11 protein-coding genes are annotated in these 13,351 nt (G+C 43.4%); 7 read left to right on the top strand and 4 right to left on the bottom strand.

The features are described from left to right. The first annotated feature begins 201 nt into the window (after nucleotides 1–201). Genes IGI78_RS00245 through IGI78_RS00235 form a run of 3 tightly spaced genes read left to right on the top strand, consistent with a single transcriptional unit; the run spans nucleotide 202 to nucleotide 1,266 of the window. Nucleotides 202–528, top strand: a complete 327-nt coding sequence (locus tag IGI78_RS00245; protein WP_081117612.1) for a PadR family transcriptional regulator — start codon at nucleotides 202–204, stop codon at nucleotides 526–528. Beyond that, on the top strand, nucleotides 515–1,105 hold the full coding sequence (locus IGI78_RS00240; protein ID WP_195265636.1) for a DUF1700 domain-containing protein: 591 nt from the start codon (nucleotides 515–517) through the stop codon (nucleotides 1,103–1,105). Before IGI78_RS00245 ends, IGI78_RS00240 begins: the two co-directional genes overlap by 14 nt. Next, nucleotides 1,102–1,266, top strand: a complete 165-nt coding sequence (locus IGI78_RS00235; protein WP_167822213.1) for a hypothetical protein — start codon at nucleotides 1,102–1,104, stop codon at nucleotides 1,264–1,266. Before IGI78_RS00240 ends, IGI78_RS00235 begins: the two co-directional genes overlap by 4 nt. Before the next feature lie 292 nt (nucleotides 1,267–1,558). Here the strand turns inward: IGI78_RS00235 and IGI78_RS00230 are convergent, their stop codons facing one another. Further along, nucleotides 1,559–2,044 carry a DUF2798 domain-containing protein gene (locus IGI78_RS00230; RefSeq protein WP_195265638.1) on the bottom strand — a complete coding sequence of 162 codons (486 nt, stop codon included), beginning with the start codon at nucleotides 2,042–2,044 and terminating at the stop codon, nucleotides 1,559–1,561. Nucleotides 2,045–2,302: 258 nt separating this feature from the next. On the opposite strand from IGI78_RS00230, the gene IGI78_RS00225 reads away from it, so the two are divergent. Then, complete coding sequence (locus tag IGI78_RS00225) at nucleotides 2,303–3,676, top strand: MFS transporter (protein WP_077453203.1); 1,374 nt, start codon at nucleotides 2,303–2,305, stop codon at nucleotides 3,674–3,676. 121 nt (nucleotides 3,677–3,797) lie between these two features. Here the strand turns inward: IGI78_RS00225 and treP are convergent, their stop codons facing one another. Beyond that, a complete protein-coding gene (gene treP / locus IGI78_RS00220) occupies nucleotides 3,798–5,777 on the bottom strand; it encodes a PTS system trehalose-specific EIIBC component (RefSeq protein ID WP_077453205.1) in 1,980 nt (659 codons plus the stop codon). Nucleotides 5,778–6,112: 335 nt separating this feature from the next. On the opposite strand from treP, the gene IGI78_RS00215 reads away from it, so the two are divergent. Genes IGI78_RS00215 through treR form a run of 3 tightly spaced genes read left to right on the top strand, consistent with a single transcriptional unit; the run spans nucleotide 6,113 to nucleotide 10,176 of the window. Continuing rightward, the gene (locus IGI78_RS00215) at nucleotides 6,113–8,740 is read left to right on the top strand and encodes a glycoside hydrolase family 65 protein (RefSeq protein WP_195265640.1); all 2,628 of its coding nucleotides are present in this window, start codon (nucleotides 6,113–6,115) and stop codon (nucleotides 8,738–8,740) included. Between the two features lie 14 nt (nucleotides 8,741–8,754). After that, on the top strand, nucleotides 8,755–9,405 hold the full coding sequence (pgmB, locus tag IGI78_RS00210) for a beta-phosphoglucomutase (protein ID WP_005232889.1): 651 nt from the start codon (nucleotides 8,755–8,757) through the stop codon (nucleotides 9,403–9,405). Between the two features lie 54 nt (nucleotides 9,406–9,459). Then, nucleotides 9,460–10,176 carry a trehalose operon repressor gene (gene treR, locus IGI78_RS00205; RefSeq protein WP_005226457.1) on the top strand — a complete coding sequence of 239 codons (717 nt, stop codon included), beginning with the start codon at nucleotides 9,460–9,462 and terminating at the stop codon, nucleotides 10,174–10,176. Between the two features lie 299 nt (nucleotides 10,177–10,475). Here the strand turns inward: treR and rny are convergent, their stop codons facing one another. Together rny and recA are read right to left on the bottom strand one after the other, a co-directional pair. Next, complete coding sequence (rny, locus tag IGI78_RS00200) at nucleotides 10,476–12,050, bottom strand: ribonuclease Y (protein WP_005232891.1); 1,575 nt, start codon at nucleotides 12,048–12,050, stop codon at nucleotides 10,476–10,478. Between the two features lie 243 nt (nucleotides 12,051–12,293). After that, a complete protein-coding gene (recA, locus tag IGI78_RS00195; RefSeq protein WP_077453209.1) occupies nucleotides 12,294–13,337 on the bottom strand; it encodes a recombinase RecA in 1,044 nt (347 codons plus the stop codon). Between the last annotated feature and the right edge of the window lie 14 nt (nucleotides 13,338–13,351).

The raw sequence follows: 13,351 nt of genomic DNA, 5'->3' as shown, positions 1-13,351 counted from the left end.
ATACTTCTACTTTAACAAAAAAGAGCACGTTAACCTATACTTTCTGCCGATTTTCTTAATTTTATTTTTTATTTTTGACCATTTTGTCAAAGAAGCTCTTGTTGTCTTATGGTGCTCAGACTTAAGGCTGATTTTGACTGGTGCTGCTTGTGGAATGATACTATGTAATGTATAGTATGAGTATGAACAGGAGGAGAGCCTTTGGATGCCCAATTAAAAAAAGGATTATTGGAAATTTGTGTTTTAGCCTATTTGCAGCATGGTGACTCTTATGGCTATGAATTAGTCAAAAACATATCTCCTTTACTGCCAATCTCAGAATCAACGCTCTATCCTATCTTGAAGCGCTTAGAGGCCAGCCGAGCGGTTGAGACTTATAATAAAAGCCATCAAGGACGGACGCGAAAATACTACCGCTTGACCAGACTTGGCAAACAGCGGATCGATGATTTTTTAACCAACGACTGGCCCCAATTGACATTGATCCAGCGATTTATTAAAGGAGGAACATTAGATGAACAGAGTTGATTTTATCAAGGCATTGGCTGCAGAATTATCTGAAAAAGTCAGACCTAGCGAGATTCATCAGCTGATCAACTATTATGACGAGATGATCGAAGATTTGATGGAAGAAGGATACACCGAAGAAGAAGCCGTGGCACGCCTTGGCTCCCCAAAAGAACTGATCCAAGCAGTCACCGAAACGGAAGAGGTCGTAGTAGAGATTCCTCGCCGCTTTCATCCCTTTTTGCTTTTGATCTTAGTGCTAGGCTTCCCATTGTGGGGCAGCTTATTGTTATGTGCCGCATTGCTGATCCTAAGCTTTTTAATAATCATCTGGTGTGTGCCTTTCACCACTGGCATGATTGGTGTCACTACGTTTATTGGTGGGATCGCCAGCGTTGTCTTAAGTCCCATGCTGATGGCGGATGGTTTCTATCTCTTTTTAAGTCAGTTAGGTGTGGGGATTTTCTTATTTGGTTTAGGGCTGCTTTGCCTGATCGCCACTTTTAGTATGAGCCGACCTTTTTCACGCCTTACCCACTCCCTTGTCGTTTGGCCGAAATCATTTGTTCAAAACTATCGAAAGAAGGCAGTCCTATGATCAAAATCAATAAGCGCTTTTTCGTTTTTCTCAGTCTGTTGTTTATTATTATCGGACTGGTCATCACCTTTATCGGTTTTTCAATGTCAGGGTACTCACCTGATGCGTACCATATTGAGCATCGCCGCTGGTATCAACTCGTTGGTTTCTATACGGAATAACAGACGGAAAATAATTATAAGTTGATTTTTTCGTCAGAAAAACAATCGATTTTCAACAATTTCATGTTTTGATGAAAAAATTGAACTTTCCTTTTTGATCTCACCATATTACTATATAGGTACATCCTGTATCCTATTTCATAGGGTAACCAGAAAAACCCATACCATCCTATGGGTTTTTTTGCTGTCTATAAAAGCAAAAAAACGTGCCGCAAGTCCAGTTATCGCCAAGCCAGTTATTTTAGCTAACCTTGGCAGAGCCTGTCTGCAGTACGTTTTTTCTAATGATCGATTATTCCCCTAGTGCTGGCTGTTCTTGCACAGTGCCAATAGGAAACAAGGCGCGAAACACCCGGCGAACGATTGGGCCTGCAATAAACAATTGCAAGGGCAATGCGACGATCACATTTTTCTCAATGTTGCTTAGCCAATTGACGAACACCGAGTGATCAGGGTTTGGGTGCATCAACGCACCAAAAAGTGACATACAGATCACCATGCCGGCGATCATCAATGAAGAAATCAAACCGATTTTTTTCCAAGTAGCTGATTGATGGTCCAAAAATCGAAACGCCAAACCTTTTGCCGGACCAGAAACAATGAACCAATCCAAAATAAAGGCGACACAAAGGGCTAATGGCAATTCATTCCACGCCAATTGGAATGCCAATGCAGAAACACCGACTTGAAACATGAGGTTATAAACACTCATAAAATACACCATGAAAATACACATAAGTGTCGTATAGATCAAACTTTCTTTTTTGTTGATGGGCATGTAACAACTTCCTTTCTCTTTTTCGTACTCGACTATTCTAGCAGAAGAAAATTTTTCGTGTAAGTAAAAGTTTGAAAACTTTCAAAAAAGTTTTTTGCTATTTTTTTATCCACTTCTCTTGACACTTTCTTATGAAGTCAGTAGAATAGCGATAGATTAAATCGTACAGATAACAAGCGGGTTCGCTTGTCGAGAGAGAGGCGGTTTCTATGAGAATAGAAACGGTCTCTTTTTTTGCGAATTTTTAGAGGTGAGAATATGGAAAACAACAAAAAACTCGTGGGGGCGATCCTCGCAACCGGATTGATGTCATTTGCAGGCGTGCTGATTGAAACAGCTATGAATGTAACGTTTCCGACATTGATCGATCAATTTACGCTTTCAACATCCGATGTGCAATGGGTGACGACCATCTACTTACTGGTCATCTCCATCATTGTCCCAATATCGACCTACCTTTTGAAACGATTCTCATTGAGAACCTTGTTTCTAGCTGCCAACGCCTTCTTCCTTGTTGGCTTGGTGATCGACTTTTTATCGCCGACGTTTGCCATTTTGCTGATTGGCCGCTTTTTCCAAGGTGCCAGCACAGGGATCGCACTGCCTTTGATGTTCCACATCATTTTGACTTACTCCCCCTTTGAAAAACGGGGAGCGGCAATCGGCTTAGGGAATTTGACCACTTCCATCGCTCCAGCGATCGGACCGACATATGGGGGCTTATTGACCGCCCATTGGTCTTGGAATGCGATCTTTCTTTTCTTGATCCCAGTCTTGCTGATCTCCCTAGTACTCGGCCTTTACTCGATCCCTAAAACGGCTGGGGCAAAAGACACTTCCCTGGATTTACTGAGTGTATTAGGAATCGTCTTGATGTTCAGCGGCTTCTTATTGTTCTTGAATCAAGTAGGCACCTTAGCGAGTCTACTGCCGCTGCTTTTCGGTTTCATTGGTGCTGGCTTGTTTTATCAACGCTCAAAAGGCTCGAACCCATTGATTCGTTTGGCTGTTTTGAAAAACCGCAGCTTTAGTTTGTTTCTGTTTGGCTTTCTTGTTTGTCAATTCCTTTTACTGGGCATTTCCTTTGTCTTGCCGAACTTTGTCCAACTCGTCTTGGGAAAAGATGCTTTTACTGCAGGATTAGTTATGCTTCCTGGGGCGGCCATCGGTGCGGTCCTTGCGCCGATCTCTGGTCGGTTGCTGGATAAAGTTGGACCGAAAAAACCGATCCTATCTGGTTTGACATTGATTGCCATCGGTTGGCTTGCCTTAGCCCTCGTTTTGCGTTCGCCTTTCATTTGGAGCCTAGTTGCTGGACATGTCTTTTACATGATCGGGATCGGCTTAGCCTACAGCAATATGATGACCACCGGCTTAAACAAGCTGACTCCTGCGTTGTACGCGGACGGTAATGCGATCTTTAATACGCTGCAGCAGTTTTCTGGCGCAGTGGCGACGGCTGTGGTGGCGACCATTATCAATTTGGCACAAAATGCGGCGACTGATTACACCCAAGGGACGGTCATCGGCTCTCAAATCGCCTTATTCTTTTTGTGGGCCCTGGTCTTACTGACTTTCCTATTAACGATCAACTACTTCCGCAAAAACACCGACAAAAAAGCTGTCAGCTAACTGTAGATTTGCCCATTGAAAAACAACGAAAAAAAGCCGCTCTCTCTTGAGGGCGGCCATAAAAAATCCGCTTCCGATCCCCCTTCTTAGTCAAGGGCGCTCTCGGAAACGGATTATTTTTTTAGTTTAATTCAGCGGAACCAACCGCTGTTTTGGCTGTCACTGTGCCTGTAGTCGTCAATGAAAGCTGACGCACTTTTTCGGCATTCGTGATGACCGTCAAAACATCGGTCTGTTTGCCAGCTGCGGTAACGGCATCTAGATCCATCACTGCAAGCTTCGTTTCTGGTGTGACCGTATCACCTTCAGAAACAAGGACCTCAAATGGCGCACCTTTTAATTCCACAGTATCTAAGCCCATATGAACAAGAACTTCCGCGCCACCAGGGGTTAAAATCCCGATTGCATGCTTTGTTTCAAAAATGCTAGAGATCGTACCTGCAACAGGAGCATAAATCGTTCCATTCGTTGGCTGAACAGCAAAGCCGTCACCCATCATTTTTTGAGAAAAGACAGGATCAGAAACTTCAGTGATGGCAACTACATTCCCATCAGCTGGAGCATAAAGGGTTTCTTCTGAAACTTGTGCTGCTTCTGGGGCTGCAGTTGTCGGTGCAGCAGTCGTTGGTGCAACAGCCGCTGCTGCAGCTGTATCAGCAGCCAATTGCGGTTCTAATTTATTTAAGAAGGTAACTTTTCTAAAGATGATGGTGCAAACAAACGTGATCGCAATCGTCACCGCCATTGAGATGAAGACCATTGGATAGTTTTCAATTTTAAATGATAAGAAGCCAGGTAGTCCCCCTACACCAATACCTAATGCACGGGTATTCGTTGCAGTGATCAGCATACCACCAAAGGCAGAACCTACCATTGCTGCGACAAATGGGTAAACATATTTCAAATTGATCCCGAACATCGCTGGTTCAGTAACCCCCATGTAAGCAGAAATCGTTGCTGGAACAGAGACTTGTTCTTCTTTTTTATTGCCACGGTGAAGGAACCAAATCGCCAATACTGCCGTACCTTGCGCAATATTTGACAGCATGATCATTGGCCAAAGGTTGGTTGTCCCAAAATCCGCTACTAATTGAGAGTCGATCGCCAGCGTTGTATGATGCAATCCGGTAATAACCAAAGGCGCATACAGGCCACCGAAAATGAAACCAAATAACCAGTTTAATGGTGAGGTCAAGCCAGCATTTACGACCCAAGAAATGCCTGATCCGATTTGCCAACCGATTGGACCTAATACCATGTGAGCTGCTAAAATAGTTGGCAGCAATGAGAACAATGGAACGAAGATCATTGAAACCGCTTCTGGAATCCATTTCCGGAAGAATCTTTCAAGATAAACCAATAAGAAACCTGCCAGCATTGCTGGGATTACTTGTGCTTGATACCCAATTTTATCAATAGTGAAGAACCCGAAGTCCCACGTATAATTTTGAGCAATTTCTGCAGCAGAAGTTGAACTTACTGAATAAGCATTTAATAATTGCGGTGAAACCAATGTAATCCCTAAAACAATCCCTAATATTTGCGTGGTTCCCATCTTACGTGTAATACTCCAAGTAATCCCTACTGGTAGAAAGTGAAAGATCGCTTCACAGGGCAGCCATAAAAAGCCATTGACACCGTTCCAAAAAGTAGAAGCTTGCGTAATGGTTTGTCCACCTAGAGCTTCTAGCGGTACACCTTCTAAGAAATTTCTCAGCCCTAGCATCAAACCACCGACAATAATCGCTGGTAATAACGGGGTAAAGATCTCAGCTAACGTAGCGATCGCTCGTTGCACGATATTTTGATTGTTTTTTGCAATCGCTTTACTTTGTTCTTTAGAAACACCTTCTATTCCTGATACATCGGTAAAATCATTGTAAAACGTTGAGACATCATTGCCAATAATGACTTGGAATTGTCCCGCATTGGTAAACATTCCTTTGACACTTGGAATTTCTTCAATTGCCTTTTCGTTTGCTTTTGACTGATCGTTCAAAACAAAACGCATCCGTGTCGCGCAATGTGTTACTGCGGCGATATTTTCTTTGCCGCCAACATATTCCAGCAGCTTCTCAGCATCATCACGATACTTTCCCATAATTAATAAACCCCTTTCATATCCACTTGTATATATATGTTTTAATTACGCACTAATCATAACTTGATAGTTTTGATATTGCAAGCGTTTCAAACCAATTTTTTCACTTTTTCTACAAACAATACAAGTAATTAAAAAAGGAACCGCATTAAAACCTTGATAAATAAACGTTTTTTAAAATATTTGATTAATATAAAATAATATTGCCAATAACTTTATTTACTGTTTATTTGACAAAAAAGAATAAAAAAACAGGTGAGATAAATTGAAATAGCTTACAACTTACGTTATAATCATCTTGCATGTATAGACAAGTTTAAAGGAGGACAACTACTGTGAATACGATTATATTGTCTAAGGAAGAATGGCTATTAACGGATCAAACCGGTACGACCTATCCGTTTTCTGGGACAGACAGTGAACGAGTTGCCGCACTGACCGCGCAGCTGCAGCAAATGGAAGGTGGCGGGATCGTCTCTGAATCGCTGGTGTTTACGAATGAAGAAGGGACTTTTTCACTGGACCAATGGTTGACAGAAAAATTGAATCGTCCCTTTGTTTGCACCACGAAAGAACAGTATGAAGAAAAAAGTGCTGAAATTCCTTGGAGCCTCGAATACTATGGCTACACCCCTGGTAAAGATGAATACTCGGTGGAGTCACTTTTAACCGTCGGCAACGGCTATCTAGGGCTGCGAGGTACAACGCCTGAGATGACCATTTGTGAAGCGAACTATCCAGGGCTGTATTTAGCAAGTCTTTACAATACGGTGGAATCGGATGTTTCGGGTCATACCATCAGTAATGAAGACTTCGTCAATGCACCGAATCTGCAAAAGATGTACGTGAAGATCGATGATGAAGTGATCGACATCGCCAACAATCAGCTCCTTTCCTTTAAACGGACATTGGATCTGAAGACCGGCTTGTTCCAATCAGTGGCAGAAATTGAAACCAAAAAACAAAAGCGTCTGCGAATCGAAACGAAGAAAATCGCCAATATGCAAGACGTTCACCAATACAGCTTGGTCTATCAGTTTACCCCACTGAACTTTTCCGGTACCGTTACCTTCGTCAGTGAAGCCGACGGATCGGTTTATAACTATAACGTCGCTCGTTACCGTAGCTTAACCAACCAGCATTTGACCGTGAAAGAGGCAGCAGCTGAACAAAACAAAGCGCATTTAGTGGTCACCACTAACCAATCACAGATTACCGTTGTCCAATCCTCTGAACTGTTTTCACAGGACCTGCCATTGGCTGAGCTGCACGCTGAAACAAACGACCAGCTCGTCCGTCAGCAAGTAACCCTTGAGGTGACGGAAGGACAAACTTATCGGGTCGAAAAATCAGTCACTGTTGCCGCTTATCGCCAAGAAGAGCCGCAACCGGCATTTACATTTTCTTCCTTAGCATTACCTGATTTTGCGACGATGTATACCACCTCAAAACAAGCCTGGGCTGAATTATGGGCGAAAGCGGCCATCGAAGTCACTGGTGACTTGATGTCACAAAAAATGCTGAATCTGCATACGTATCATCTGCTGGTCTCCGCAGCACCGAATGCTTATCAGGAGTCCTTAGATGCCAGTATCACTGCCCGTGGCCTACATGGTGAAGCCTATCGCGGTCATATTTTCTGGGATGAACTGTTTATCTTACCGTTTTACATTCTACATTTTCCTGACACCGCCAAAGAAATTTTGCTGTATCGCTACCGCCGCTTAGCTGCTGCCAAAAAAGACGCCCAAAAAGCCGGCTACCAAGGCGCCATGTTCCCATGGCAATCCGGATTGGATGGCAGTGAGCAATCCCAAGAACTGCATTTGAACCCTATCAGCGGCGAATGGAAAGAAGACCACAGTCGCTTGCAGCGCCACGTCTCCTTAGCGATCGCTTATAACATTTGGCAATACTGGCACAACACGCAAGATCGGGTCTTCATGGAACAATATGGGTTAGAATTGATGTTAGAAGTCGCCCATTTCTGGCAAAGTGCTGCCACCTGGGATGATGCTACTCAACGTTACTTTATCGATAAAGTCATGGGACCAGATGAATTTCATGAAAGCTACCCAAATAGTGAACAAGGTGGCTTGAAAAACAACGCCTATACCAATATGATGGTAGTATGGTTGTTTGAAGAGATCGAGAACCTCCAACAACAACTATCAGCAGAGAGCTTCCAAGCAGTATTGGAGAAAACGGCTTTAACCCCAGCGGATATTGCTGCTATGGCAGATATTCGTACCAAATTAGGCTTAGAGATCGATCAAGAAGGTATCATCGCACAGTTTGAAGGGTACTTCCAGTTGGAAGATCTGGATTGGGCCCATTACAAAGAAAAATATGGCAACATCTATCGGATGGACCGCATCTTGAACGCTGAAGGTAAGAGTGCTGACAACTACAAAGTCGCGAAACAAGCCGATAGTCTGATGATTTTCTACAATTTCTCAAAAGAGCAAGTCAATCAGATTTTGGCAGATCTTTCTTACCAACTGCCAACAGACTATATTGAAAAAAATCTCCATTATTATTTGGCTCGCACCTCCCACGGCTCGACTTTGTCGCGGATCGTTCACGCTCAGTTAGCGGCAATGGTGGATGATCAGGAATTGGCTTGGTCGTTATACCAAGAAGCGCTCTCTTCTGATTACCGTGATATCCAAGGCGGAACCACGGCAGAAGGCATTCACGCCGGTGTCATGGCCGCTACGTTGTTTATTCCGTTAACCACTTTTGCTGGGATCGATATTCGAGAAGAGCAGCTCAAGATCACACCGAACTTGCCAAAAGCCTGGGACAGCTTAGCCTTCCAGCTAGAAGTTCGCGGCACCCACTTTGCAATGAATGTTACACATGAAACATTGACGATCACTGCTGATCAGCCAGTCACGATCTTAGTGAATGGGCAGCAAGTTTCGTTAGAAGCAAACAAAGAAGCAACGATTACTTACTAAAAGGAGTGTTACACATGAAAAAAGGTTTTGTTTTTGATTTAGACGGCGTTATCACAGATACAGCTAAATACCACTACATTGCATGGAAAGAATTAGCTGCGGAGATCGGGATCGAGATCGATTTGAAATTCAACGAGCAGTTAAAAGGCATTAGCCGCATGGACTCTTTAGAGCGAATCTTAACCCTAGGCAATAAAAATGATGCCTATACAGAAGTCGAAAAAGAAGCCTTAGCAACGAAGAAAAATACCCACTATGTACAATTATTACAAAGCTTGACTCCTGATGATCTATTGCCGGGGGTAAAGACGTTCCTTGATGAAGCCAAAGCAAAAAATATTCCTTGTGCCATCGCTTCGGCGTCCAAGAATGCGCCGTTTATTTTGGACAAACTAGGTGTCATGCAAGACTTTGATACGATCGTTGACCCAGCAACCTTGAAAAAAGGCAAACCAGATCCAGAAATCTTTATCCAAGCAGCGCTGGCACTAGGCATTGAACCGGCAGAAGCAGTTGGCTTTGAAGATGCTCAAGCAGGGATCGACGGCATCAAAGCTGCTGGTATGTATGCGGTAGGCGTTTATTCAGGAGAAGAACTACACGGTGCAGATGTGATCGTTGAAAAATTGACGGATCTAAACATTGACGAACTTTTGGCGAAATAGTCGATTGCATTTCCAAATTGGCCTCGCTATAATAGCCAAAGAGGGGGCAATCCGATGAACAAGTTCAAAGAGATATTTTTAGATTTAGAACAAAAAATTCTAGCAAACGAATACCCTCCGCATTCTTTGCTGCCTAGCGAAAACCAATTGATCAAAACTTATGGTGTCTCCCGCGAGACTGTCCGTAAGGCATTGAATTTATTGCGGGATGCTGGTTATATCCAAAAGAAACAAGGGAAAGGTTCGATCGTTTTAGACTTGAATCGCTTTGATTTCCCGATTTCCGGCTTGACGAGTTTTCGTGAGCTGCAAGATACCCAACGCATTCCTAGTGAAACAAAGGTTGTCGAGATCCGTAAGATCGCCGTTTCGCCAAAGCTGCACGAGACCACTGGTTGGCCTGTCGCTTCTGAGGCATGGAAACTGATCCGTCAGCGGAGAATCGATGGAGAAGTGGTGATTTTGGACAAAGACTACCTTGATGCTTCTATCATCGAAGAGTTGCCAGAAAACCGAGCGAAAGTGTCGATTTTTGATTACTTTGAAAATGATCTTGGCCTTGAGATCGCTTATGCACAAAAAGAAATCACTGTTGACCCCGTCAACAAAGAATTGCGGGATCTAATGGATCTGCGTCCTGAAGATCAGCATGTCGTTACGGTTCGCAGCCTCGTGTACCTAGAAGACACGCGCTGTTTTGAATACACCGAATCGATCCACCGACTGGATAAATTCCGCTTTGTGGACTTCGCCCGTCGGCGCAAGATTTGATGAACGTATAGACGTGAAAAAGACAAAACAGACCTAGACTTCACCGAGAAGTCTGGGTCTGTTTTGTCTTTCAATAGCCCCCCACTCAATGATGCTGGATCGATCCTCCCTCTTTTCGCCTCTGTCGCTAACGATTCATCCTTTTGCTTTCCCGGCGTTTGGCTACCAAGGAACAAAAAAGGCGCGATCATTTATGGGACTGATAAAATAGAGTTGATCTTGAACAACTCAGTCGTCCTTATTAACAGTCAGCCACACAAAAAAAGCAGTATCCTCTGAGAGGATACTGCTTTTGCTTGCTATTTGGCGTAATCCGTTGCGCGGGTCTCGCGAATAACGGTTACTTTGATATGACCTGGGTAATCCAAATCATCTTCGATCTTCTTGCGGATGTCGCGAACCAATCGTACAGCATCCAAATCAGAAATCTCTTCTGGTTTGACCATTACACGGACTTCACGTCCGGCTTGGACTGCAAAACTGGAATCGACACCTTTGAAGCCGTTGGCGATATTTTCTAGGTTTTGCAAGCGGCGAATATAATTTTCCAATGATTCGCTGCGGGCACCTGGACGGGCTGCTGACAAGGCATCTGCGGCTGCAACTAAAACAGAGATAACCGATGTTGCTTCAACATCTCCATGGTGAGAAGCGATCGCATTGATCACCACACCATTTTCTTTGTATTTGGCAGCTAACTCAGCCCCGATCTCAACGTGAGAGCCTTCGATTTCATGGTCAAGGGCTTTCCCGATATCATGCAAGAGTCCGGCACGTTTGGCTAACTGGATATCTTCGCCTAATTCTGCGGCAAGAACACCGGTTAGTTTTGCGACTTCGATCGAGTGGTTCAAGACGTTTTGTCCGTAGCTGGTACGGAAACGCAAACGACCTAAAATCTTGATCAAGTCTGGATGAAGGGTGTGAGCACCGACTTCAAAGGCTGCTTGTTCCCCATATTCACGAATATGTTCATCCATTTCTTTCCGAGATTTTTCGACCATTTCTTCAATTCGAGCTGGATGGATCCGGCCGTCTTGAATCAGTTTTTCAAGGGTCATACGAGCAATTTCACGGCGAATCGGATCAAATCCTGATAAGACGACTGCTTCTGGCGTGTCATCGATGATCAAATCGATCCCTGTCAAGGTTTCAAGGGTGCGAATGTTCCGACCTTCTCTTCCGATGATTCGACCTTTCATCTCATCATTTGGTAATGATACGACCGATACCGTGGTTTCAGACACTTGGTCTGCGGCACAACGTTGGATTGCTAGGGACAAGAGATTTTTTGCTTTTCGATCTGCTTCTTCCTTCGCACGCTGTTCAGATTCTTTGACCATGATCGTTAATTCATGGTTCAATTCCTCTTCCGTTGATTTCATGATCAACTCTTTTGCTTCATCTCTAGACAGCGCGGCGATGCGCTCTAATTCTTTCTGTTGTCCATCGATTAAGTTTTCTACTTCTTTTTCTCGCTCGTCAATTAATTGTTGTTTCTCACTAAGTCTGCCTTCTTTATCTTCAAGTGAGCGTTCTCGTTTTTCCAAAGAATCGTCCTTACGATCAAGTACTTGTTCTCTTTGGAGTAAACGATTTTCTTGTGATTTTAAATCAAGTTTGCTTTCTTTCAACTCACTTTCAATCTCTGACCGATACTTCTGATTTTCTTCCTTAGCTTCTAACAATGCTTCTTTTTTAAGAGTTTCTGCTTCTTTCTTAGCGCTTTCGATAATTCCAGCTGCAGAATTTTGGGCGCCGTTGATTTCTTTCTCATGACGAGATTTCGTCACATAAACTCCTAATCCAAGACCGACAATTAAACCGATGATAGCGAGGAGAATGTAAAGTAGTTCCAATGAATCCACCTCCATACTATCTTTTTAAATATTTTGTAATTTTGATTAACAAAGGATAACAAAATTATCAATTCGCTACTTCTTATGTGGAAATCCACATACGTTTATTCTAATGTTTGAACACAAGAGTGTCAACTTTAAATAATAAAGTAAACTTTCGCAACCCTTCCTTTTTACGGATGTTTTTTCAACAATGGACGAATCTAGCAAAAAGCCACAAAAAAGCCAAACAACGAGGTTGTTTGGCTTTTTCAAGACTTATTCGTCTAATGGTAATTCTTCTTGCGCTTCCTCAAGAGTTACGGTCTCTCCTGTTCCAATCCCGTAAGCATCGCGGACGCGAGCAGAAACTTCTAGCATCATTTCTTGGTGTTCACGCATGTAGTTTTTGGCGTTTTCACGACCTTGACCGATACGATCCCCTTTATAGGCATACCACGCACCGCTTTTATCGACGATATCTTGTTCCACGGCCATATCCAGCAGTTCGCCTTCTTGGGAAATCCCTTGACCATACATCATGTCGACTTCTGCTACTTTAAATGGTGGCGCTACTTTGTTTTTGACTACTTTGATCTTCGTGCGGTTCCCGATGATATCTGTACCGGATTTCAATTGCTCAGCACGACGTACTTCCAAACGGATGGTTGAATAGAATTTCAACGCACGTCCACCAGGTGTCGTTTCTGGATTCCCAAACATGATCCCAACTTTTTCGCGAATTTGGTTGATAAAGATCGCGATCGTTTTCGTTTTGTTGATGGAACCAGAAAGTTTCCGTAATGCTTGTGACATCAAACGAGCTTGCAAACCAACGTGGGTATCACCCATTTCACCATCGATCTCCGCCCGTGGGACTAAAGCTGCTACCGAGTCAATAACTACGATATCAACCGCACCACTTGAAACTAAGGCGTCAGCGATCTCTAATCCTTGTTCCCCTGTATCTGGTTGTGATAACAAAAGATCATCGATATTTACACCTAATTTTTGCGCATACTGAGGATCTAACGCATGTTCGGCATCGATAAATGCTGCTGTTCCGCCATTTTTTTGGACTTCCGCAATGGCATGTAAAGCAACTGTCGTTTTACCAGAACTTTCTGGGCCGTAAACTTCTACGATCCGTCCTCGTGGGTAACCACCTACACCTAATGCAACATCCAAGGCCAATGAACCACTTGGAATCGTTGAAATTTGTTGATCAACTTTTTCGCCAAGCTTCATGATGGCACCTTTACCATAGTTCTTTTCAATCTTCTTTAGTGCAGCATCTAAGGCTGCTTTACGATCATCTGCCAAACGGATAATCCTCC

Origin of the sequence: Enterococcus sp. DIV1767 (assembly GCF_050542585.1) — a bacterium.
Taxonomy (GTDB): Bacteria; Bacillota; Bacilli; order Lactobacillales; family Enterococcaceae; genus Enterococcus_D; species Enterococcus_D innesii.
The sequence above is the reverse complement of the archived record's forward strand: the minus strand, read 5'-3'. Positions and strand labels throughout refer to the sequence as shown.

Bases quoted from the DNA above. Each gene is read 5' to 3' on its own strand.
- IGI78_RS00230 (WP_195265638.1), bottom strand. From the start codon at position 2,044: ATGCCCATCAACAAAAAAGAAAGTTTGATCTATACGACACTTATGTGT.
- IGI78_RS00235 (WP_167822213.1), top strand. From the start codon at position 1,102: ATGATCAAAATCAATAAGCGCTTTTTCGTTTTTCTCAGTCTGTTGTTT.
- IGI78_RS00240 (WP_195265636.1), top strand. From the start codon at position 515: ATGAACAGAGTTGATTTTATCAAGGCATTGGCTGCAGAATTATCTGAA.
- treP (WP_077453205.1), bottom strand. From the start codon at position 5,777: ATGGGAAAGTATCGTGATGATGCTGAGAAGCTGCTGGAATATGTTGGC.
- treR (WP_005226457.1), top strand. From the start codon at position 9,460: ATGAACAAGTTCAAAGAGATATTTTTAGATTTAGAACAAAAAATTCTA.
- pgmB (WP_005232889.1), top strand. From the start codon at position 8,755: ATGAAAAAAGGTTTTGTTTTTGATTTAGACGGCGTTATCACAGATACA.
- rny (WP_005232891.1), bottom strand. From the start codon at position 12,050: ATGGAGGTGGATTCATTGGAACTACTTTACATTCTCCTCGCTATCATC.
- IGI78_RS00225 (WP_077453203.1), top strand. From the start codon at position 2,303: ATGGAAAACAACAAAAAACTCGTGGGGGCGATCCTCGCAACCGGATTG.